At 73.2% G+C, this 22,091-nt stretch carries 22 protein-coding genes; 11 read left to right on the forward strand and 11 right to left on the reverse strand.

The features are described from left to right. Window positions 1-112 precede the first annotated feature (112 nt). Both hydA and ACIBEC_RS01485 read right to left on the reverse strand, forming a co-directional pair. Window positions 113-1,543: a dihydropyrimidinase gene (gene hydA, locus ACIBEC_RS01480; RefSeq protein ID WP_360490226.1), complete on the reverse strand. Its 1,431-nt coding sequence runs from the start codon at window positions 1,541-1,543 to the stop codon at window positions 113-115. Between the two features lie 11 nt (window positions 1,544-1,554). Continuing rightward, the gene (locus ACIBEC_RS01485) at window positions 1,555-2,397 is read right to left on the reverse strand and encodes a nitrilase-related carbon-nitrogen hydrolase (RefSeq protein ID WP_360490228.1); all 843 of its coding nucleotides are present in this window, start codon (window positions 2,395-2,397) and stop codon (window positions 1,555-1,557) included. A 411-nt stretch (window positions 2,398-2,808) separates the two neighbouring features. Here ACIBEC_RS01485 and ACIBEC_RS01490 point away from each other — a divergent pair, with 411 nt between their 5' ends. The 9 genes from ACIBEC_RS01490 (at window position 2,809) to ACIBEC_RS01530 (ending at window position 10,931) form a co-directional block, all read left to right on the forward strand. Further along, on the forward strand, window positions 2,809-2,886 hold the full coding sequence (locus tag ACIBEC_RS01490; RefSeq protein WP_107054354.1) for a putative leader peptide: 78 nt from the start codon (window positions 2,809-2,811) through the stop codon (window positions 2,884-2,886). Window positions 2,887-3,094: 208 nt separating this feature from the next. Continuing rightward, a complete protein-coding gene (locus tag ACIBEC_RS01495; RefSeq protein WP_360490230.1) occupies window positions 3,095-3,676 on the forward strand; it encodes a cysteine dioxygenase family protein in 582 nt (193 codons plus the stop codon). Further along, window positions 3,670-4,056, forward strand: a complete 387-nt coding sequence (locus ACIBEC_RS01500; RefSeq protein ID WP_360490232.1) for a rhodanese-like domain-containing protein — start codon at window positions 3,670-3,672, stop codon at window positions 4,054-4,056. Before ACIBEC_RS01495 ends, ACIBEC_RS01500 begins: the two co-directional genes overlap by 7 nt. 330 nt (window positions 4,057-4,386) lie before the next feature. Continuing rightward, a complete protein-coding gene (locus ACIBEC_RS01505; RefSeq protein WP_360490234.1) occupies window positions 4,387-5,556 on the forward strand; it encodes an ATP-binding cassette domain-containing protein in 1,170 nt (389 codons plus the stop codon). Further along, window positions 5,546-6,214, forward strand: coding sequence for an ABC transporter permease (locus ACIBEC_RS01510; protein ID WP_360490236.1), 669 nt, complete (start codon window positions 5,546-5,548; stop codon window positions 6,212-6,214). The genes ACIBEC_RS01505 and ACIBEC_RS01510 overlap by 11 nt, the downstream gene beginning before the upstream one ends. After that, window positions 6,211-6,888, forward strand: coding sequence for an ABC transporter permease (locus ACIBEC_RS01515; RefSeq protein ID WP_360490238.1), 678 nt, complete (start codon window positions 6,211-6,213; stop codon window positions 6,886-6,888). The genes ACIBEC_RS01510 and ACIBEC_RS01515 overlap by 4 nt, the downstream gene beginning before the upstream one ends. A 50-nt stretch (window positions 6,889-6,938) precedes the next feature. Further along, entirely contained in the window at window positions 6,939-7,892 is a 954-nt protein-coding gene (locus tag ACIBEC_RS01520; RefSeq protein ID WP_360490240.1) for an ABC transporter substrate-binding protein, read from the forward strand. A 161-nt stretch (window positions 7,893-8,053) separates the two neighbouring features. Beyond that, a complete protein-coding gene (locus ACIBEC_RS01525) occupies window positions 8,054-8,632 on the forward strand; it encodes a hypothetical protein (RefSeq protein WP_360490242.1) in 579 nt (192 codons plus the stop codon). A 556-nt stretch (window positions 8,633-9,188) separates the two neighbouring features. After that, window positions 9,189-10,931, forward strand: a complete 1,743-nt coding sequence (locus ACIBEC_RS01530; protein WP_360490244.1) for a glycosyl hydrolase family 18 protein — start codon at window positions 9,189-9,191, stop codon at window positions 10,929-10,931. A 73-nt stretch (window positions 10,932-11,004) separates the two neighbouring features. On the opposite strand, the gene ACIBEC_RS01535 is transcribed toward ACIBEC_RS01530, so the two are convergent. From ACIBEC_RS01535 to ACIBEC_RS01570, 8 genes are all read right to left on the reverse strand, one after another. Continuing rightward, window positions 11,005-12,330: a multidrug effflux MFS transporter gene (locus ACIBEC_RS01535; protein ID WP_360490246.1), complete on the reverse strand. Its 1,326-nt coding sequence runs from the start codon at window positions 12,328-12,330 to the stop codon at window positions 11,005-11,007. Between the two features lie 245 nt (window positions 12,331-12,575). Continuing rightward, entirely contained in the window at window positions 12,576-13,058 is a 483-nt protein-coding gene (locus tag ACIBEC_RS01540) for a hypothetical protein (protein ID WP_360490248.1), read from the reverse strand. Window positions 13,059-13,510: 452 nt separating this feature from the next. Continuing rightward, the gene (locus tag ACIBEC_RS01545) at window positions 13,511-14,389 is read right to left on the reverse strand and encodes an alkaline phosphatase family protein (protein ID WP_360490250.1); all 879 of its coding nucleotides are present in this window, start codon (window positions 14,387-14,389) and stop codon (window positions 13,511-13,513) included. A gap of 224 nt (window positions 14,390-14,613) precedes the next feature. Then, window positions 14,614-15,438: an ATP-grasp domain-containing protein gene (locus ACIBEC_RS01550; RefSeq protein WP_360490252.1), complete on the reverse strand. Its 825-nt coding sequence runs from the start codon at window positions 15,436-15,438 to the stop codon at window positions 14,614-14,616. Next, window positions 15,435-15,809 (reverse strand): ADP-ribosylation/crystallin J1, encoded by a 375-nt coding sequence (locus tag ACIBEC_RS01555; RefSeq protein WP_360490254.1) that lies wholly within the window; start codon window positions 15,807-15,809, stop codon window positions 15,435-15,437. Before ACIBEC_RS01555 ends, ACIBEC_RS01550 begins: the two co-directional genes overlap by 4 nt. Window positions 15,810-15,882: 73 nt before the next feature. Next, window positions 15,883-17,070 carry an acyl-CoA dehydrogenase family protein gene (locus tag ACIBEC_RS01560; protein ID WP_360490256.1) on the reverse strand — a complete coding sequence of 396 codons (1,188 nt, stop codon included), beginning with the start codon at window positions 17,068-17,070 and terminating at the stop codon, window positions 15,883-15,885. 123 nt (window positions 17,071-17,193) lie between these two features. Beyond that, on the reverse strand, window positions 17,194-17,502 hold the full coding sequence (locus ACIBEC_RS01565; protein ID WP_396287678.1) for an AzlD domain-containing protein: 309 nt from the start codon (window positions 17,500-17,502) through the stop codon (window positions 17,194-17,196). Then, a complete protein-coding gene (locus ACIBEC_RS01570; protein WP_360490260.1) occupies window positions 17,502-18,284 on the reverse strand; it encodes an AzlC family ABC transporter permease in 783 nt (260 codons plus the stop codon). The genes ACIBEC_RS01565 and ACIBEC_RS01570 overlap by 1 nt, the downstream gene beginning before the upstream one ends. Window positions 18,285-18,488: 204 nt before the next feature. Between ACIBEC_RS01570 and ACIBEC_RS01575 the strand changes: the two genes are divergently transcribed. Beyond that, window positions 18,489-19,079 (forward strand): XRE family transcriptional regulator, encoded by a 591-nt coding sequence (locus tag ACIBEC_RS01575; RefSeq protein WP_360490724.1) that lies wholly within the window; start codon window positions 18,489-18,491, stop codon window positions 19,077-19,079. A 48-nt stretch (window positions 19,080-19,127) separates the two neighbouring features. On the opposite strand, the gene ACIBEC_RS01580 is transcribed toward ACIBEC_RS01575, so the two are convergent. Then, window positions 19,128-21,047 carry a cholesterol oxidase substrate-binding domain-containing protein gene (locus ACIBEC_RS01580; RefSeq protein WP_360490262.1) on the reverse strand — a complete coding sequence of 640 codons (1,920 nt, stop codon included), beginning with the start codon at window positions 21,045-21,047 and terminating at the stop codon, window positions 19,128-19,130. 258 nt (window positions 21,048-21,305) lie between these two features. On the opposite strand from ACIBEC_RS01580, the gene ACIBEC_RS01585 reads away from it, so the two are divergent. After that, the gene (locus tag ACIBEC_RS01585; RefSeq protein ID WP_360490264.1) at window positions 21,306-22,073 is read left to right on the forward strand and encodes a carbon-nitrogen hydrolase family protein; all 768 of its coding nucleotides are present in this window, start codon (window positions 21,306-21,308) and stop codon (window positions 22,071-22,073) included. Window positions 22,074-22,091: the final 18 nt, after the last annotated feature.

Genomic DNA, 22,091 nt, shown 5'->3' on the forward strand with positions numbered 1-22,091 from the left:
CGGGCCCGGGCGGCGGCTGGTCGACAAGGGGACGTGCGGGTCGAAGGGGGTACCGAGGTCGCGAGGCACCGAGGCACCGAGGCACCGAGGCACCCGGGTAACGACGTGCGGCTCAGACCAGGTACTGGCAGGTGTCGCGGCGCAGGAAGGTGCCGTGCCCGGCTCGGCCGAGCCAGGTGCCGTCGTCCAGCACGACGGTGCCGCGCGAGAGCACCGTCCGCGCCCGGCCGGTGAGTCGGCGGCCCTCGTACGCGGAGTAGTCCACGTTCATGTGGTGGGTCGCGGCGGAGACGGTCTGCACCGCGGTGGGGTCGTAGACGACGAGGTCGGCGTCGGCGCCCGGCGCGATGGTGCCCTTGCGCGGGTGCAGCCCGAACATCCGGGCGGGCGTGGTGCAGGCGATCTCGACCCAGCGGCGCCGGCTGATGTGCCCGTCCACGACGGCCTGGTGGAGCAGGTCCATCCGGTTCTCCACGCCCGGAAGGCCGTTGGGGATCTTCGAGAAGTCGCCGCGCCCGAGTTCCTTCTGTCCGACGAAGCAGAACGGGCAGTGGTCGGTGGAGACCACCTGGAGGTCGTTGGTGCGCAGCCCGCGCCAGAGCGCCTCCTGGTGCTCGCGCGGCCGCAGCGGCGTGCTGCACACGTACTTGGCGCCCTCGAAGCCGTCGGCGCCCTCCTCGGCGAGGTTGTCGGTGGAGAGGAACAGGTACTGCGGGCAGGTCTCGCCGAAGACGTTGAGCCCGGCGTCGCGGGCCTGGGCGAGTTCGGCGAGGGCGGCGGCGGCGGAGACGTGCACCACGTAGAGCGGGCTGCCGGCCACCTGGGCGAGCTTGATCGCCCGGTGGGTGGCCTCGGCCTCGAGCAGTTCGCGGCGGACCTCGCCGTGGTAGCGCGGGGCGGTGCGCCCGGCGGCGAGCGCCTGTTCGACCAGGACGTCGATGGCGATGCCGTTCTCGGCATGCATCATGATCAGCCCGCCGTTGGCGGCGCCGCGCTGCATGGCGCGCAGGATGCGGCCGTCGTCGCTGTAGAAGACGCCAGGGTAGGCCATGAAGAGCTTGAAGGAGGTGGACTCGCCGGAGTCGACGAGGGCGTCCATCTCCTTCAGCACGCCGTCGTTGACGTCGGAGACGATGGTGTGGAAGGCGTAGTCGATGGCGCAGTTGCCGTCGGCCTTGGCGTGCCAGGTGTCCAGGCCCTCGCGCAGCGAGCCGCCGACGGGCTGGACGGCGAAGTCGACGATGGTGGTGGTGCCGCCCCAGGCGGCGGCCCGGGTGCCGGTCTCGAAGGTGTCGGAGGCCGCGGTGCCGCCGAACGGGAGCTCCATGTGGGTGTGGGCGTCGACGCCGCCCGGGATGACGTAGTGGCCGGTGGCGTCGATGGCGGTGTCGGCGGCCCAGGCCTCGGCGGCGGAGCTGCCGGTGGCCGCGAGGGCGACGATGCGCTCGCCCTCGATCAGGACGTCGGCGTGGAGTTCGTCGGTGGCCGTGATGACGAGGCCTCCGCGGACGACGGTGCGCTGCTGGGGGTCGCGGGTGGTCATCGCGCTGCTCCTCAGGCCTCGGCGAGCGGTCCGTAGGCGTCGGGGCGGCGGTCGCGGTAGAACGCCCATTGCTGGCGGACCTGTTCGATCAGGCCGAGGTCGAGGTCGCGGACGACCAGTTCCTCCTCCTTGTCGGAGGCGACGTCGCCGACGAACTGGCCGCGGGGGTCCACGAAGTAGGAGGTGCCGTAGAAGTCGTTGTCGCCGTACTCCTCGGTGCCGACCCGGTTGATGGCGGCGACGAAGTACTCGTTGGCGACGGCGGCGGCGGGCTGTTCGAGCTGCCAGAGGTAGGAGGAGAGGCCGCGGCTGGTGGCGGAGGGGTTGTAGACGATCTGCGCGCCGGCCAGGCCCAGGGCGCGCCAGCCCTCGGGGAAGTGGCGGTCGTAGCAGATGTAGACGCCGACCTTGCCGACGGCGGTGTCGAACACCGGCCAGCCGAGGTTGCCGGGCTTGAAGTAGTACTTCTCCCAGAAGCCCTTGACCTGCGGGATGTGGTGCTTGCGGTACTTGCCGAGGTAGCTGCCGTCGGCGTCGATCACGGCGGCGGTGTTGTAGTAGACGCCGGTCTGCTCCTCCTCGTAGACCGGGACGACGATGACCAGCCCGAGTTCGCGGGCGAGGTCCTGCATCCGGCGTACGGTCGGGCCGTCCGGGACGGCTTCGGCCCAGCGGTAGTGCTCGGGCTCCTGGACCTGACAGAAGTACGGGGAGTTGAAGACCTCCTGGAAGCCGATGATCTTCGCGCCCTGGCCGGCTGCCTCGCGGGCGTACCGCTCGTGGAGGGCGATCATGCTCTCCTGGTCGCCGGTCCAACGGGTCTGGACGAGCGCGGCACGGACGATCTGCGACATGGGTACCTCCGCAACTCCGCGGCCCGGCCGTGCGGTCGGACCCGCGGTATGAGGGTTGACGGGGCGGTCTCACCCGCGGGTCCGCTCGGGGATCCGCAGGGGTCTACGTGCGTAGAAAGCGATCTGTAGACGGTAGGCCGGGCCTTGGTGGCCTGACAATACGTCGACGGAAACGCGTCTGGGCCGATCTTGTTATGCGGACACGCGGACGGTCCTGGGTGGGATGAAAAGCTCATCTACCCCGCACGTAGCTTCTTTACTCATTCGACACTCATTCGACTGAAACTGGGGGCTTGAGGGATGGATTCGGCCACTGCGTGGTAAGACCGCGTCGAGACAGGCGCCGGCAGGTCGACGACCGCCCCCGGCCCGGCTTGACTTCGTCCGGTTCGCTCGGGAAGGATCCGGCACATGGAATCCGGCGCCACTCTGGTCTGCCGCCTGCACGTCGATCTGCGACGCCAGGCGAGTTCCATCTGTGCGTGTTGACCCTGCACCTCCCCGCCGGTTCCGCTTCCGCTTCCGCCCTGTGACGTCTGCCAGGGCCCGCGCCGCGCACCCGCACCCGCCGTCCTGACTTCCGCCCGTTCCCGGCGCACCCCGTTGCGTGCCGGGCCGCTCCATCGGCCCGCGCCCACCCACCGGCGCCGGACCCGGGCACCCCCGCCGACGTTCCCGCGCACCCGAGGACGCCCTGATGAGCCTGCACCCGAGCCCGGCCCCAGCCCCCGCCTCCCTCTCCGCCCCCGTTCCCGTTCCCGTCTCTGCCCCCGTCTCCGTCTCCGAGCCGCCGACGACCACTTCCCCGGCGGCGGACGACCGCGCCCCGCTCACCCCCAGCACCCTGCGGACCATCGTCCGCGAGCTGGCCGAGCGGCCCGACCAGTGGATCCACCACGTCCGCCTCTCCACCGAGGAGCGCTGGTACCGGCGTCTGGTGGCCGAGGACGACCACGAGGTGTGGCTGATCAGCTGGCTGCCCGGACAGTCCACCGGTTTTCACGACCACGGCGGCTCGCGCGGCGCGTTCGCCGTCGCCCTCGGCGAGCTGGAGGAGCTGTCCCTCGGCGGCCCGGACCAGGGCCTGCTGATCCGCCGGGTCCCGGCCGGCACCGCCCGCGCCTTCGGCCCCGAGTACGTGCACGACGTGCGCAACACCGCGCCCGGGCCGGCTGTCACCCTGCACGCCTACTCGCCCCCGCTGAGCGCGATGGCGCACTACGACCTGCGGGCCGGAGGGCTCGTCCGCACCTCGGAGGAAGGACCGGAACAATGGTGACCACGATCGACGACCTGGTGGAGCGCGCCCGCGAGGGCGTCCACCGCCCACGAGCCCAGGAGGCGTACCAGGCCCAGCTGGGCGGCGCGCTGCTGGTGGACATCCGTCCGGCGGCGCAGCGGGCGGCCGAGGGGGAGATCCCGGGCTCGCTGATCATCGAGCGCAACGTGCTGGAGTGGCGGCTCGACCCGACGGGCAGTCACCGGATCCCCGAGGCCTCGGGCTACGACGTCGAGGTGATCGTGGTCTGCTCGGAGGGCTACGCCTCCAGTCTGGCCGCCGCCTCGCTCCGCGAACTGGGGTTGCACCGGGCGACCGACCTGGACGGCGGATTCGTCGGCTGGGCGGCGGCCGGACTGCCGACCCGTCAGGGCGGCTGACCCGTCAGGATTGATGACCGGTCGGGAGGCTGAGCCGGCCGGAGCTGAGCGGTCCGGGAGGCCGAACTGTCCGGGCCCGGCCTCACGGCACGCGCCCACGGGCAAATCAGAGACAGGAGATGATGCAGGTCATAGGCTGATCAGAGTTTCCGCCGGTCCGAACCGGGGCAGCCACGCGGGCGGAAGAACGCCCGGGCGGTTGGTACGACAAGCGTCACCAGCACCGATCCGCCCGGCCGTTTGTCGACAAACCGCCAACAACCGAACGACCGAACGACCGACCGATACAGGCGCCGCCTCCCCGGGGGCGCCCTGACGAGGAAACACCCCGTGATCAGATTCGAGGGCGCCGGAAAGCGCCACCCCGACGGCACAGTCGCCGTCGAGGGCCTGGACCTTGAGGTCCCGACCGGTCGGATAACCGTCCTGGTCGGACCATCCGGCTGCGGCAAGACCACCCTGCTGCGCATGGTCAACCGGATGGTCGAGCCCACCTCGGGCCGAGTACTGCTGGACGGCACCGACGTCGCCGAGCTGGAGCCCGCCAAGCTGCGCCGCGGCATCGGGTACGTGATCCAGCAGGCCGGACTGTTCCCCCACCGCAAGGTGATCGACAACGTCGCCACCGTCCCCCGCCTGCTCGGCTGGGACCGCAAGAAGGCCCGCGCGCGGGCCGCCGAACTGCTCGAACTGGTCGGGCTCGCGCCCGAGACCGCCAAGCGGTACCCGTTCCAGCTGTCCGGCGGCCAGCAGCAGCGGGTCGGCGTGGCGCGCGCCCTGGCCGCCGACCCACCGGTGCTGCTGATGGACGAGCCGTTCAGCGCCGTCGACCCGGTGGTGCGCGCCGGGCTCCAGGAGGAGCTGCTGCGGCTGCAGTCCGAGCTGCACAAGACGGTGCTGTTCGTCACCCACGACATCGAGGAGGCCGTCCGACTCGGCGACCAGGTGGTGGTGCTGCGCGAGCACGGCCGGATCGCCCAGCTCGCGGACCCGCACACGCTGCTCACCACCCCCGCCGACGACGGCGTGGCCGCCTTCCTCGGCCGCGACCGCGGCCTGCGCGGCCTCGGCCTGCGCCCTGCCAGCGCCGTCGCGCTGCGCCCGGTGGGCAACGGTCCCAAGGGCGGGCTCACGGACGGACGTCCGGACGGACTCACCTACGGGGGCTGGGAGTTGGCCCTGGACGACGAGCGCCGCCCGATCGGCTGGATCGACCGCGACGCCGTCACCGCCGAACTGCAGCCGGCCGCCGTCTTCCGGCCGGACACCGACACCCTGCGCACCGCGCTGGACGCCGCCGTCCTCTCCCCCGCCGGGGTCGCGGTCGCGCTGGACGCCGAGGGGCGGGCCACCGGCACCGCGAGCCGCGACGCCGTCCTCGCCGCGCTCCGGCCCGGGGCCGACGGACCCGTCCGCACCGTCAAGCCCTCCGGTGGCGACACCTCCGACGGAGACACCTCCGACGACAACACCCCGGGCGGAGCCTCCGGTGGACGATGAACCGATCGTCCGCTGGTACTGGATCGGCGACCACCTCGGCTACCTCGGCCACCTGCTCGCCGACCACGCCGTGATCGCCCTCGTCCCCGTGCTCATCGGCCTGCTGCTGGCCATCCCGCTCGGCCTGGCCTGCGCCCGCTTCCCCCGGCTCTACCAGCCGCTGTCCGCCGTCTTCAACATCGTCTACGCGCTGCCCTCGCTGGCCGTGTTCGTGGTGCTGATCCCGTACACCGGGCTCGCCACCCAGGCGACCGTGATGATCCCGCTCACCTTCTACGCCCTCGCCGTCCTGCTGCCGACCACCGTGGACGGGCTGCGCGCCGTCCCGGACGCCGTCCGGCAGGCCGCCACCGCGATGGGGTACGGGCCGTGGCACCGGCTGACCTCGGTCGAACTGCCCGCCGCCGTCCCGTACCTGATCGCCGGGCTGCGGGTCGCGGCGGTGTCCAGCATCTCGCTGGCCAGTGTCGGGGCGCTGGTCGGGCGCGGCGGGCTCGGCTACCTGTTCATCGACGGCTTCCAGCGCACCTTCCCGACCCCGATCGTGGCCGGCATCGCGCTGATCGCCGTCCTCGCGCTGGCGGTCGACCTGCTTCTGGTGGGCGCCCGGCGGATGCTCGCACCCTGGGCCGTCCGGGAGAAGGGGGCGGGCTCGTGAACTGGCTGAACTGGCTGAGCGACTTCTTCACCGCCCCGGACCACCGCAGCGGCCCGGACTCGATCGTGCACCGGGTCTTTGAGCACCTGCTGCTCTCCGGCGAGGCCGTGCTGTACGCGGCGCTGCTCGCCATCCCGCTCGGGCTGCTGATCGGCTACACCGGGCGCGGCGTCACCGTGGTGACCGCGCTGGCCGGCGCCGCCCGCGCCCTGCCCACCCTCGGGCTGGTGACGCTGGCAGTGCTGCTCGCCGGGGTCGGCGACACCGCCGTCCTGTTCCCGCTGGTCGCGCTCGCCGCGCCGCCACTGCTGGTGGCCGCCGTCGAGGGGGTGCGCGGCACCGACCCGGACGTCCGGGACGCCGCGCGGGGCATCGGCCTGACCCACCCCCAGGTGCTGTGGCAGGTCTGCCTGCCCTCGGCCGCGCCGACCCTGCTGGCGGGCTTGCGCACCGCGACCGTCCAGGTCATCGCGACCGCCACGGTGGCCGCCTACGTCGGGCTCGGCGGGCTCGGCCGCTACGTCATCGACGGACTGGCGACCCGCAAGTACGCCGTGACCGTGGGCGGGGCGCTGCTGGTGGTGCTGCTCGCGGTCGCCGCCCAGCTGTTCTTCGCCCTGCTCGCCCGGTTCGCGCTCCCGCCCGGGGTGCGCGCCCAGCACCAGGCCCGCTGAAACCCCTCTCCCCCATCCTCTTCGGAAGGACATCTGTCACCATGTCGACAATGAAGCGAAGCCGTCGCGCGGTCGTCCTCGGCACGCTCGCCGCGCTCGCGCTCGGCGCCACCGCCTGCGGCTCCTCGGGCGGCGACCCGCTCGGCGGGGGTTCGAGCACCTCGGCGTCATCAGGCGGGTCGGGCGGCTCAGGCGGTTCGGGCTCGGGCGGCTCCGGGTCGACGGTGGTCGTCGGCTCGGCGAACTTCCCGGAGAACGTCCTGCTCGGCTCGATCTACTCGCAGGCCCTCAAGGCCAAGGGCGTCAAGGTCGAGGAGAAGTTCAACATCGGCAGCCGCGAGGTGCTCTACGGGCAGCTGCAGAGCGGCAACCTCACCGTCCTGCCCGAGTACAACGGCGCACTGCTCGCCTACCTGGACGCCAAGGCCACCGCCGTCACCACCCAGGACGTGAACGCGGCGCTCGCCACGACGCTGCCCGCCTCGCTCGGGATCCTCGACTCCTCCCCCGCCGAGGACAAGGACTCGCTCAGCGTCACCCAGGAGGCCGCCGACAAGTACAGCCTCAAGAGCATCTCCGACCTGGCCGCCAAGGCCGGCGAGTTCGCCATCGGCGGCCCGCCGGAGTTCAAGTCCCGCCGCGAGCAGCAGTTCAAGGACGTCTACGGGCTGACCTTCAAGGAGTGGAAGCCCACCGCCGACACCACCGCCAACGCGCTCAAGGACGGCGGCATCGAGGTCGGCAACGTGTTCACCACCGACCCGAAGATCGTCCAGTACAAGCTCGTCCCGCTGGCCGACCCGAAGAACGTCTTCGGCGCGCAGAACATCACCCCGCTGGTCAACAAGGCGGGCGTGGACGCCACCGCGACGGCGGCGCTCAACGCGGTGTCGGCCAAGCTCGACACCGCGGGGCTGACGGCACTGATGAAGCGGGTCGCGGTGGACAAGGAGGACCCGTCGGCGGTGGCCAAGGACTGGCTGAAGTCCAACGGCCTCGGCTGACGGCCGACCGGCACGACGGACGCCCGTCCGTCGTTCCCCGGGTCCGGCCCGCGCTCTCCCGAGGGACCTCCGGGGGTCCTCCCCAAGGTCCCTCGGGAGGACCCCGGAGACCTCCCGAGGGACCTTCCCTTCCGCGCCGCGAACATGACAGTCTGGGCGCCATGCGCACTCGTCTCCTCGCCGCCACCCTCACGGCACTCGCCGCGGTGAGCCTCGCTGCCTGCTCCAGCTCCGGATCGAGCTCGGGCAAGGCCACCTCCGCGGCCGGCTCCCCCACCGCCGCCGCTTCGACCGCCTCGACCGCCCCGACCGCCGCACCCACCGATGCCGCCTCGACGCCGGTGGCCCCCGCTCCCGACACGGCCGCCCCCACCGCCGACGGCGCGACGGGCACGCCCGCCCCCGACGCCGGCGCCTCGGGAGCCCCCGCACCGGCCAAGCCCGCCCCGCCCGCCGACGCCGGGCTGCCCACCAAGCCGGGCGCCGACCTGACCGCGAAGCTCGTCGCCGCGCTGAACGCGATCGACCCGGCCATCGTCGGCGGCAAGCCCGACCAGGCCGTGGACCGGGCCCGCAACCAGTGCCAGTCGATGTACCAGTTCCCCAAGGACAAGGGGAAGCTGGACGACCTGGCCAACCAGCGGTTCACCTCGTCCGACCACCCGCAGGGCTTCGGGCCGGACACCGCCGCCAAGATCAACGACGCACTGCGCGCCACGCTCTGCCCGGCATCGCGCTGACCCCGCCCGCGGCGACCGCGCCGCGATGCCCCGAACCGCCCGGTGTCCTGAGCGCCGGGCCGCCGTGGCCGCGCCCCCATCGGGTGCGCGGCCACGGTCTTCTCTGTGCCCGGTGACTTCTCCCTGGCGCTGCCCGACGGCCCTCCCTCCGGGCAACTTCCCTTCCCCGGACGCCGATCCGCGCACCCTTCGACCGCCCGGGCCGTAGGCTGACGAACTATCAGGTCTCTTGACAGACCAGTGGTCTAGTCCAAACATAAGCATGTCGGTCCGACCGGGATGCACTGTGGGGGTGTGACCACCGGCGGCTGAGGCACTGCCCTGCCCTGCACTGCACTGCCCTGCTCCACCCCCGCTCCGTACGGCCGCGCGCACTCGCACGCCGCCCGCGTCCACGCGAGTCGGTGGGCTGCCGCACGCCCCCATATCCACCGCGCTCCACCCCGTTGCATCCCGCTGCGCCCCGGGCCACCCGGCCGTACCCCACCGGTCCGCTGCGCCCCGGGCCGATCGCACCTCGCCAACGTCCTGCCCCACCACGTCTGTTGGAGAATCCATGCGTCTTCGCAGAACCATCCAGGCCGCACTGACGGCCTGCGCCACGCTGGCCGCCTCGGTCGGCCTGGTCGCCACCGCGACGAGTCCCGCCCAGGCCGCCACCCCGCTCCCCAGCCGGGTCTTTGCCCCCTACTTCGAGGCCTGGACCGGCCAGAGCCCGGCCCAGCTGGCCGCGCAGTCCGGCGCCAAGAACCTGACCATGGCGTTCCTGCAGGCCGCCACCAAGGGCTCGTGCACGCCGTACTGGAACGGCGACTCCGCCATGCCGGCCTCCTCCTCGACCTTCGGCTCCGACATCGCCACCATCCGCGCCAACGGCGGGGACGTGATCCCCTCCTTCGGCGGCTACACCGCCGACAACACCGGCACCGAGCTGGCCGACAGCTGCACCGACGTCAACCAGATCGCGGCCGCCTTCGAGAACGTCATCACGACGTACGACATCAGCCGGATCGACCTCGACATCGAGGACAACTCGCTGACCAACACCGCCGGGATCGACCGCCGCAACAAGGCGATCAAACTCGTCCAGGACTGGGCCGCCACCAAGGGGCGGAGCATCCAGTTCTCCTACACACTGCCGACCACCACCGGCGGGCTCGCCGACAGCGGCCTCGCGGTGCTGCGGAACGCGGTCAGCAACAACGCGCGGATCGACGTCGTCAACATGATGACCTTCGACTACTACGACGGCGCCAGTCACGACATGGCGACGGACACCCAGACCTCCGCGCAGGGCCTCTACAACCAGCTGGCCAAGCTCTACCCGACCAGGACCCCCGCCCAGCTGTGGGGTTCGATCGGGATCACCGAGATGCTCGGCATCGACGACTACGGCCCGGCCGAGACCTTCACCGTGGCCAACGCCACCACCGTCTACAACTGGGCGGTCTCCAAGGGCATCAACACGCTGTCCTTCTGGGCCCTGCAGCGCGACAACGGCGGCTGCCCGGGCACGGCCGGCAGCGACTCCTGCTCAGGGATCAGCCAGAACACCTGGGACTTCACCCACATCTTCGCGCCGTTCACCAGCGGCTCGACGGCGAGCAACGACTTCTCCGTCGCCGCCGGCCCGAACTCCGGGACGGTCAAGGCCGGTTCGTCCACCTCGACGACCATCGCGACGGCGGTCACGGCTGGCTCGGCACAGAGCATCAACCTCTCGGTCAGCGGCACCCCGGCCGGCGTCACCGCCACCGTCACCCCCGGCAGCGTCACCGCCGGCAGCAGCGCCACGCTCACCATCACCACCACCTCGGCCGTGGCGGCGGGCACCTACCCGCTGACCGTGACCGCCACCGCGCCGTCCGGCACCCACACCGCGACCTACGCGCTGACCGTCACCGGGACCGGATCGACGACCGGCTTGGTCAACGGTGACCTGGAGGCCGGCAGCCTGGCCCCGTGGACCTGCCAGAGCGGCGGCGCCGTGGTCTCCACCCCGGCCCACTCCGGCACCCACGCGCTGCAGGTCGCGGCCACCGCGAGCCAGACCGGCGAGTGCTCGCAGACCGTCACACTGAAGCCCAACACCGGCTACACGCTGAACGGTTGGGTGCAGGGCAACTACGCCTACGCCGGCGTCAGCGGCGGCGCCACCGCTGCCTCCTGGGCCAGCTCCTCCGGCTGGACCAAGCTGTCCGTCCCCTTCACCACCGGCGCCTCCGGCACCGTCACCGTGTACCTGCACGGCTGGTACGGCCAGGGCAACGTGTTCGGGGACGACTTCTCGATCGCGTAGCGGGGTGACAGATCACCGATGACGGATAACGCATGACAGATGACGAATGACAGCTGACAGATTTCAACATCTGTCAGCTGTCATCTGTCGCCTGTTCCCGGCACAGCGTCAGGTACGCCGCCGTCGCGAGCACCCCGCAGGCCAGGACCACCACCGCCAGCAGCGCCGCGGACGGCCGCCCGCCGAGACTGCTCAGCGGGGCGACCACCGCCCCGGCCAGGAAGTTGCCCGTCCCGAGCAGCGCCGACGCCGTGCCCGCGACCTGCGGCTCGACCAGGCCGAGCGCCTGCGCGGCGGTGTTCGGCAGGAGTACCCCCAGGCTGCCCATCATCACGAACAGCGGCGCGCAGAACCCGACCAGCCCGAAGTCCCACACCGTCGTCAGCAGCACCAGCGCCGCCCCGGCGGCGACCGCCACCGCGAGGCTCCCCAGCATCAGCGACCGCGGCGTGCAACGCGGCGCCAGCACCCGCCCGTTCACCTGCGTCATCACCACGATCGCCACCGAGTTCAGCCCGAACAGCAGGCTGTAGGTCTGCGGCGAGACCTGGTACACGTGCTGCAGCACCGTCGACGAGCCGCTGATGTAGCCGAACAGCGCCCCGAAGGCGAGGGAGCTGGTCAGCGCCAGCCCGAGGAACGGCAGGTTGCGCAGCAGCCGTCCCATCGTCCGCAGGGTCGCGCCCACCCCGCCGCCGTCCCGGCTCTCCGGCGGCAGCGTCTCGCGCAGTGCACCGAACGCGGCCAGGGTGAGCAGCAGGCCCAGCGCGGTGAGTGCGCCGAAGGTGCCGCGCCAGGAGGTGAAGCGCAGCAACTGCGCGCCGATGATCGGGGCGAGGATCGGCGCCAGCCCCGATATCAGGGCGATCGAGGCGAGGAAGCGCAGCAGCGCGACGCCCTGGAAGCGGTCCCGGGAAACGGCCCGCCCGATCACCAGCCCGGCGGAGCCCGCCGCGCCCTGGACGAAGCGGGCGGCGATCAGCACCGACAGGTTCGGCGCGAGCGCGCACACCACGCTGGACAGGGTGTAGGCGACGAGTCCCGCGAGCAGCGGCGGGCGGCGCCCGAAGCGGTCGCTGAGCGGTCCGAAGAGCATCTGCCCGGCCGCGACCCCGAACATCGAGAAGGTGAGGGTGAGCTGGACGGCGGCCGGTTCCGCGGCCAGGTCGTCGGCGATCGCGGGCAGACCCGGGAGGTAGAGGTCGGTGGTGAGCGGTCCGAGCGCGGTGAGACCGCCCAGGACCGCGATCGTGGCCCAACCGGTGCCGGCCTTGCCGGTGGTGGCCTGGCCGGTGGTGACCGCGCTGGTGGTGACCGCGCTGGTGGCGGGTGTGGTGGCGGGTGTGGTGGCGGCAGCGGTCGACGTGTCATCGGCGGGGCCGACGGTCGGGCCGGGCATGGCTCTCCTAGCGGACGGGGTGACGAGGGCTTCGTTCGCGGTCCGTCCTATCGCAACCCGGTCCGGTTCCGACAGCGGGGGGCGCGCCCGCGTGCGGTCGCCGCCCCCGCACCCCGCCGGCCAGGACACGCACGACGACGGCCCGCCCGCACCTCCCGGTGCCCGGCGGGCCGTTCGATCACCCGGTCGCCCCACGCCCGGGACGGCCGATCCCTGCCCGGGACGCTGATTCCCGGTCAGCGCGCTCAGTGCTTGGCGACGTGCTCGGCACGGAGCGCCGCCTGCATCGCCGCGCCGTCCTGCCAGGCGTAGAGCTGGTTGCCGTTCAGTGTCACGTTGTAGTGCCCGCAGGTGCCGCTGGCCTTGGCCACGATGTTGTCCGGGAACCAGCCGGCCTTGAGCGACATCGGCACCGGGTGCGCGGCCTTGCCCGGCTGCCCGGCGGTGCAGCCGACGGGCAGCCGCCCCTCCGGGAGGGTGGCGCGCAGCAGACGGTCGTCGCCCGTGGTGGACATCAGGTACCGCACGCCGGAGGCGTTGTCGGGCAGCCAGGCCGGCACCGAGCGACGGTCAGCCTTGGCCTGGGTGCCGGTCTCGTACGAAGCCTGCTCCTGGTGGCGCTCGTCGTACCAGTCGGACAGCCGCGGGCCGACTGCCACGGCCGCCACGGCCACGGCCATGCCGGTGCCCGCGACTCCCAGCGCGACCTTGCTCACGATGCCCTTCATGCCCGGCTGTCCTCTCCGTGTCCGTTGCCGCTTGCCCGTACCGCTTGCCCGTACCGTGCCGCGTGTCTGTACCGCTTGGCATATCGCGTGTCCGCTGCCGCCTGCCGGCTCGTGCGACGCGCTCCGCCATGCGGTGCAACCATCGTGGCCCGTGCCGACCAGGCGGAGCGTCACTACCAAGTCGCGATCGTGCCTCCAACCCACGGGGTACCGTCTCCACCTTCAGGCGTATGCCTTTGGGCAGAGGCCCGGAGCCCCGACGGCCCGGGTACGTGCCGTGCCGATCCGGCGCTCAGGCTGGCACGCCCGGATCGAGCGCCGCCCGAGCCTCGATCGAGCCTCGCTCAAGCCCGGCCACACCGCAGCCGGGCCTGCTGCACCCGGGGCATCACGGGCAGTGCGCGAGGCTCGATCGAGGCTCGGGCGGCGCGCGGCGGCGGGGCCTCGCGCGGTCAGACCGTCGCGGGCACCGGGCGGGCGACCGGGAAGGGGCGGCCGTCGAGGGTCCAGTGCGGGTCGATCGGGCGCAGCAGGGAGGCGTACACCTGGGCGGCGACGTCCGGGTGGCGGATCTCGCCGGTGGGCGGTCCGGCCGGGATGTCGTGCCCGGCGCAGGCGACCCAGGCAGTCCGCTCCTCGGCCGCACGGCCGCCGTGGCCGCCTGCGTCGATGTGGCCGTGGTCGGTGACGACGATGACGGTCCACTGCTCCTCGGCGTACTCGGCCCGGCCGCGGACGGCGTCCAGGAGGCGGCCGAGGCGCTCGTCGGCGGCGCGCATGGCGGCGCGGTACTCGTCGCCGCAGCCGAGGAAGTGGGCGGTCTCGTCGACGGCGCCGAGGTAGACGAAGGAGGCCTCGGGGTCGGCGGAACCGAGGACGTGGACGGCCTCCCGGGTGACCTCCTCGTCCACGACCTCCCAGGCCTCGGGGGTGTCCTCGGCCGGGGCGATGTAGGAGAGCCGGCCGGGGGCGCGGAAGAGCGGGCCGCCGGACTCGTTGATCATCAGCGGGTCCCAGCCGGCCGCGACGAAGGTACGGCGGCGGTCGCCCCGGTTGAGGCGGGTGGCGAAGTCGGGGAACACGTCCAGGCGGTTGCCGGCCAGGTGGTTTCCCCAGACGCCGTGTTTGGCGGGCTCGACGCCGGTCACGATGGTGGCCCAGCACGGCCCGGACATGGTCGGCGTGGTGTCCGCCACGGTGACCGGCACCAGGAACCCGGCCTCGGCGACCTCCTGGAGGCGCGGCATCGGCACCTGTGCCAGGTAGTCGTGGCGGACGCCGTCGATCCCGACGACGAGCACCCGGGGGCGGGGCCACAGGACAGCGGACATGGCTGGGGGTTCCTTTCGGTCGTGCGCGCACTCGGCCGCACCCGCCGAGGGCGCCGCCGACCGCGCCATGCTTCACCGGCCGCCGTACCGGTCGGCATCACACCGTCGAACGGCGGGTGTCCGGCGGGTGTCGGGCGGGCGTCCACGCGTGCCGGGCGGAGGTCCGCAGCTGTCAGGCGGGGCCGGGGGGCGTCCGCGACAACCGACCGGACGCCCGGCGGGCGTCAGGCGGCCGTCCGGACGAACCGGCGGTCGGCCTCCGCCAGCTCGGCCGCCGGTCCGGCGGCGCGCAGCACGACGTCCAGGACGCGCTCCGGGTCGGCGCCGTAGCAGTGCGCGAACCACGGCATGTTGGCCTCGACCACGGCCCACCGCTCGGCCGGGTCGTACGGGTCGGCGATCGGGCCGACGTCCAGGGCGACCGCGCCGGGCAGGGTGTCGCCGACGGCGGCGAGCAGGCGGCGGGCGAAGGCGAGAGCCTCGGGGGCGGGTGGCGCGGGGTCGAGCCGGCCGAAGCGGGCGTAGCGGCTGCCGGTGAGCACCTCGCCGTCGCGGACGAACAGCCGGTACTCGGCGGCGAAGGTCACCGGCTCGCTGACCAGGACGGGCGTGTCCGGGCCGATCCGCTCGCCGGTGCGCGGCAGCCGGGAGCCGTCCGGGTAGACGGCGGGCGGCAGCGACTTGTCGGCGGGCGGCTTGACGAACGCCGGGTGGCGCAGCGTCCAGGCCTCGGCGAGCGTGGTCAGCTCGATCCGGCGGCGGGTGAACTCCTCGGGGAGGCGGGCGAGCCAGTCGTCCGCGGGCTCGAGCAGGGCCAGGCCCAGCGGCGCGGCGATCCGGGCAGCAGCGAGCGGCCCGCCGTACCAGTGGACGGGCCGCCCGGCGAGCCGCTCGACCGTCTCCGGGCCGTCGAGGACGGCGGTGGCGAGGCCGCGGCGGGCGGCGGCCTCGACGAGCAGGGCGGTGGTGCCGGTCCGCTGGGCCGAGGTGAGCAGGACGCGGCCGGCCGCCGCCGGCGTACCCGCCTGCGCGAGGGCTGCCCGGGTCACGACTGGGGCCGGAACTCGTGGACCACTTCGATGCGGCCGACGATGTTCCGGTTGAACTCGTCCAACTCCTCGGCTGGCACCCAGAGTTCGAGGATCGTCCGGCCGCCGGCCTGCTGCACGGGGTAGCGGGCGAGGAACTCCGTCTCGACCTCGAAACGGGTGACGTAGCCGACACCGGAGGCCGGCACGTTCCAGTCCCGGGCGATCCGGATCGCGTAGTCCTCGTTGAGGACGGGGTAGAAGATCGGCTGGTCGGGCAGCCGGGGCGGCCAGGCGCGCCGGTCGGCGGCCTCGACCAGCGCCAGCTCCTGGGGCCCGGTGGGGCGCCAGAGGGTGGTGGTCGGGGGTGTCCGGACGGGCTGACTGGTCATGGCAGGGAAGGTAGCCGGGCCGCGCCGGGCCCGGCCACCGAATTTCTCCTGCTCACGGCGGGTGGACGGCCCGTCAGCGGTACGCGGACTCGCCGGTGATGGTCTCGCCGAGGACCAGGGTGTGGATCTCGCTGGTGCCCTCGTAGGTGAGCACCGACTCCAGGTTGTTGGCGTGCCGCAGCACCGGGTACTCCGTGGTGATGCCGTTGGCCCCGAGGACGGTCCGGGCGCTGCGGGCGATCTCCAGTGCGGTGCGGACGTTGTTGAGCTTGCCGAAGCTGATGTGCGGCGGACGGGCGGCGCCCTCCTCCTTGAGCCGGCCGATCCGCAGCGCCACCAGGTAGGACTTCTCGACCTCCAGCATCATCTCGACCAGCTTCTGCTGGGTCAGCTGGAAGCCGGCGATCGGGCGGTCGAACTGGATCCGGCTCTTGGCGTAGTCCAGGGCGGCGGTGTAGCAGTCGCGGGCGGCGCCGACGGTGCCCCAGAGGATGCCGTAGCGGGCCTCGTTGAGGGAGGAGAGCGGACCGCGCAGGCCGACCACCCCGGGGAGCACGGCGTCGGCGGGCAGCACCACCTCGTCGAAGGCGAGCTCGCTGGTCACGGAGGCGCGCAGGGAGAGCTTGCCGTGCACGTCGGTGGCGGTCAGGCCGCGGGTGCCGCGCTCGACCAGGAAGCCGCGCACGCCCTCCTCGGTCTGCGCCCAGACCACGGCGACGTCGGAGATGCTGCCGTTGGTGATCCACATCTTGCTGCCGGACAGCACCCAGTCGCCGCCCTCGCCGCCCTTCCGGACCGCCCGGGTGCGCATGTTCGCCGGGTCTGAGCCGAAGTCCGGCTCGGTGAGGCCGAAGCAGCCGATCAGCTCGCCGGCGGCCATGCCGGGCAGCCAGCGCTGCTTCTGCTCCTCGGAGCCGAAGGCGTGGATCGAGCGCATGGCGAGCGAACCCTGGACGGAGACGAAGCTGCGAAGCCCGGAGTCCGCCGCCTCCAGCTCCATGCAGGCCACCCCGTACGCCACCGCGTCGGCGCCCGCGCAGCCGTAGCCGTCGAGGTGCATGCCGAGCACGCCGAGGGCGCCCAGCTCGGGGGCGATTTCACGGGCCGGGAAGACCCCGCGCTCGAACCATTCGCCGATGTGCGGGCGGATCCGCTCCTCGGTGAACCGGCGGACGGTGTCGCGGATCAGCCGCTCCTCGTCGGAGAGCAGGTCGCCGACCGCGAGCAGGTCGGACGGGTCGATCCGGGTCGGCTTCGTCATTGAAGCTCCTTGTCGTCTCGGCAAAGTACCGGCGAGTATTCCGCACGCCGCCGGGCGGTGGGTGGGCGCGAGCGAGTGAGGAAAGCGACATGGCGCCGGGTGGCTGTCAGCCGCCGTCCCCGCTCACCCCACCCCGCACAACCGGAGCAGCGCCGTCGTCGCCGCGCCCGCGACGACCACCGCCGGGAACGGCGCCCGGCGCAGCGCGAGCACCCCCGCGACCAGCACGCCCGCCGGACGGGCCCACCCCGCGAAACCGTGCCCCTGGGTCAGCGCCCCGGTCGCCACCAGGGCGACCAGCAGCACCGCCGCCGCAACCGCCAGCAGGTGCCGCAGCCGCTCCGAGAGGGCGAGCCGACCGCCGAGCAGCGGCCCGGCCAGCCGGAAGGCGTACGTCCCGACTGCCAGCAGCAGCACGGCATACAGCGGCATCATCGGACCGTCTCCTTCGCCGTCGGCTCTGCCTGCTCCACACGCTTCACGCGCTTCACCCGCTCCACCTGCTCGGCATCCTCCACCGGCCGCACCGCCGCGGGCGCCTCGCCCGCTCCCGGCCGCCCGGCGAACAGCAGCCCGACGAGGGCGAGCAGCACCGGCAGCCCGGCCGGTACGAACGGGGTCGCCGCGACCGCCACCACCGCGCCCACCACCGCCGCCGTACGGGTGCGCCGGTCCGTGAGCGAGGGCAGCACGAGCGCGAGCAGCACCGCGGGGAAGGCGGCGTCCAGGCCGAGCGCGTCCGTGTCGCCGATCAGCCCGCCCGCGACGGCGCCGAGCAGCACCGAGACGTTCCACACCACGTACAGGGCGATCCCGCAGAGCCAGAACGCGGCCCTGCGCCGGCGAGGCTCGCTCTGCTGCAGGACGAAGGCGGCGGTCTCGTCGGTGATCAGCTGTGCGCCGACCAGCCGCCGCCACCAGGAGCCGTCGAGGACGTCGGCCACGGTGAAGCCGAAGGGCAGCAGTCGGGCGTTGAGCACCAGTCCGGTGGCGACCGCCGCGAGCACGCCGCCGCCGGACAGCACCACGCCGACCGCCGCGAACTGGGAGCCGCCCGCGAACACGAGGGCGGAGAGCGCGATCGGCACCCAGAGGGGCAGACCGCCGGAGACGCTGATCGCGCCGAAGGAGGCGCCGACGAGGGCGTCGGCCAGGCAGACCAGGGCGATGTCACGAAGGGTGGCACGCTCCAGTGTTCGGAGTAGCGAACGCATGTCCATCAGAGTGAACCCATCAAGCATCGTTCGTCAAGGCGAACGAGACGACCGGCAGACCGAACGCCCATTGCCCGGCACCCCCGAGGGCCAGGGCGGCCATGGCAGCATGAACGGCACCGGCCGCGCCGGGCCGCACCGAAACCCGGCAGCCCGGCTGTCGGCAGGCAGCGAAGGAGCCGGAGGAAAGCGTGAGTGGCGAGCATGAGTGACCAGACCACCCCGGCCACCGCCGCCGGCGGATCCGGAACCGAACTGATCGGCCAGATCGCCGCCTCCATCCGGCGTGAGCGCGAGCGCAGCGGGCTGTCGATGGCGGAGCTGGCCCGGCGCGCGGGCATCGCCAAGTCGACGCTCTCCCAGCTGGAGTCGGGCGCGGGCAACCCCAGCGTGGAGACGCTCTGGGCGCTCGGGGTCGCACTGAACGTGCCGTTCAGCCGGCTGGTCGACCCGCCGCGCCCGTTCGTCAAGGTGATCCGGGCCGGCGAGGGCCCGGTGACCCACTCCGAGCGCGCCGACTACGCCGCCACCGTGCTCTCCTCCTGCCCGCCCAACGCCCGGCGCGACATCTACCGGATCGAGGCGCAGCCGGGTGAGACCAGGGCCTCCGACCCGCACATGCCCGGCACGGTCGAGCACGTGATGATCGGCGCCGGACGCGCGCTGGCCGGGCCGACGGAGGCGCCGGTCGAGCTGGGCCCGGGCGACTACGTGAGCTACCCGGGCGACGCCCCGCACGTGTTCCGCGCCCTGGCCCCGGACACCCTGGCGGTGATCGTGATGGAACACATCTGATCCAGCTGACCCAGGCGACCTATCTGACACACCGTCAATTCGCCGGGGTCACTTCAACAGCCCGTCCAGGAACGGGTTTCCGAACACCCGGTGCGGGTCGTGCCGGTCCAGGACGGCGACCGCCTCGTCCCAGCCGGGCCCACCGCCGGCGCGCAGGCTGTCGGGGATGACACGGTCGATCAGGTCCGGGTCGGACCAGGCGGCGTCGGCGGTGTAGGCCCAGCCCTTGGACCACTCGACCCGCAGCCCCGCCCTGGTGCCGTCGAAGGTGCGCAGCAGCCACTGCTCCAGGTCCCGGGCGAAGCGCTCCAGCCCGGGGGTGCCGGGGAAGGCGAGGACGTCGAGCCAGACGGCGGTGTCCCACTCCGGGCGGTCGGCGCGCGGGCGCAGCGCGGACAGCAGCGGGGGCCGGGCGCCGGGGACGCCGGAGTACGCCGGGTCGTCCGGACCGGTGACCCGGATCTCCACCGTGCCGTTCACCGGGTACTCACCCCGCGACTGGTACTCGGCGAGCAACTCCCGGTAGTACGCGGCGAATTCGCTGACCACCCACTGCAGGTCGGCGCGCCGGGCGAGGACCACGTAGCCGTTGGCGGTGACCCGCAGGGTGGTGGGGCGGACGTACTGCAGCAGGGTGCGCGAGGGGCCCCAGAGGTCGGAGCTCAGGCCGCCCGCGAGCAGGTGGGTGAGCACGTCGCCGGTGAGCAGTCCGCGGAGCAGTCCGCCGGCGAGCAGGACGTCCGTGACGTCACCGGTGAGCCCCACCTTCGCGACCAGGTACTGGAGTTGGCCGAACAGCGGGGCCGATCCCCAGGCGCCCGCGACGATTTGGCCGGCGAGCCGGGCCACCGGTTCCGGGACGATGTCCGAGAAGGGGTAGTTGTAGGGGTGGTCGACGGCGAGGGAGGCGAGCGGCTTGGTCGGGGCGACGGTCCAGGTCTTCAGCCAGGGGTGGTCCGTGTAGGCGAACCAGATCGCCTCGACCCGGCCGTCGCGCTCCACGAACTCGGCGAAGGTCCGCGGGCCGCCACCGCCCAGCAGTCCCCCGAGCAACCCGCCGTCCCGGCCGGCGCCCGGAGGGGCGAAGAGCTCGCTCGCCGGGATGTCGAGCCGGCTGACGCAGCGCAGCGGCCGGTCGGCGCCCGCCCGGAGGACGACCTCGGTGAGGAAGGCGCGGCCCAGGTGCACCAGGAAGGCGGCGCTGTCGGCCTCGGAGCGGTCGAAGGTGCGCAGCGCGTAGCGGCCGGTGGCCGGGTCGAGGACGACGGCGGTGAGCCGGACCACCTGGTTGCTCACCGAGCCGTAGCCGTGCCCGTCCGGCCGCGCCTCCCCTGCGGCGGGGACGGCGGTGCCGTGGCCGCCGATGGCGAGCACGCCGCCGACGGTGATCTCGCCGGGGGCCGGACAGGCGGTCAGACCGAGGCCGCGGTCGGCCAGGTGCGCGAGCAGGGCCTCCATGGTGACGCCGGTCTGCACCCGGACGGTGCTGGGCGAGTCGGCGGTGACGGCGGTGAGGTACCGGCTGGTGTCCACCAGCAGGACGCGGGCGCTCCCCGGGGTCTGGTCGGCGACGGTGAGCGGGGCCCAGGTGTGCCGGTAGCCGGAGGCCCGCAGCCGCCAGCCGTTGGCGTGCGCCCAGTCGGCGAGGGCCGGGACCTCCTCGGGCGTGCGGGGCGCGCAGGTCCACAGCTGATCGGTACGGATCTCGCCGGACCAGTTCTGGAAGACCCGCTGGTAGAGCTCGGTGCCGGCGGGGAGTCCGGGCGGTACGGGCGCGGCGGCCCCGGCGCTGTCCGGTCCGACCGTGCCGCGCAGGACCCAGGCCGCGCCACCGAGCGCGGCCGAGGCGCCGAGCAGCTGCCGCCGGGTCAGCCCGCTCCCGGCGCCGCTGCCCCGGTGCGGCCCGCCGTCGGCTCCGCCTGCGCCCGCGTCGCCCCTCGCGCTCGTCGCGCCGTGTCCCCTGGTCATCCGTCCGTCCACCCCTTGCGCTGGTCCCCCCGGGCCGAGCTTCCTTCGGCTGTCCGGGCCGGGCCGGCTGTCCGTCTGTCCGTCTGTCCCTCCGGCCCTGGAGGAGCGTACGAAGCGCCGTACGCCGGTTTGAAGCGGTTCGCCCGATGTCTCACTCGTTCGAGTGAGTGCGGCCCGGTCGTTGCCAGGCTGTTCGACGGACACATAGGTTGATCTTGACCACCCGGAACCCACCTGCCACCTGCCCGGAGCTCCGCCATGTCCTCGCCCGTGCCCGCAGCCGCGCCCTCAGCCGTGCCCGCTCCCGCACCGCTGACCGTCGCCGTCGCCCAGCCCGGCTGCGCCGCCCCCGGTCGCCCGGACACCGTGGCCGACAACGTCGAACTGCACGCCCGGACCGTCCGGGAGGCCGGGACACGGCTGGTGGTCTTCCCCGAGCTGTCACTGACCGGCTACGACCTGACCGCGCCCGCCGTCGACCCTGCGGACCCGCGCCTCGCGCCGCTGGTCGAGGCCTGCGCTGCGACCGGCGCCCTGGCGCTGGTCGGCGCGCCGGTCCGGGAGACCGACGGGCACGAGTCCATCGCCACCCTGGCGGTCACCGGCGAGGGCGCCGTCGTCGTCTACCGGAAGATGCGCCTGCACGGCGCCGAGGTCGAGCGCTTCACCGCCGGCGAGAAGCCCGTCGTCCTGGAACTGGACGGCCTGCGGCTCGGCCTCGCCGTCTGCGCGGACGCCGCCGACCCGACGCACGCCGAGGAGACCGCCGCACTCGACATCGACGCGTACGTCGCCTCCACCCTGTACGGGCCCGGCCCCGCCCAGGCCGAGCGCCGCGACGGGCACGTCGGGGCACGCGCCGCCGCCCACGGGGTGTGGTGCGTGCTCGCCACCTCCGCCGGGGCCACCGGCGAGTTCCAGGACAGCTCCGGCGGCTCCGGCGTCTGGGCCCCGGGCGGCGCACTGGTCGCCCAGGCCGGTACCGCCCCGGGCGAACTGGTCCGCGCCGAGCTGCCCCGGCGGTAGGGGCGGGCCGTCGGGCGC

The organism is Kitasatospora sp. NPDC051164 (assembly GCF_044455625.1).
Taxonomy (GTDB): Bacteria; Actinomycetota; Actinomycetes; order Streptomycetales; family Streptomycetaceae; genus Kitasatospora.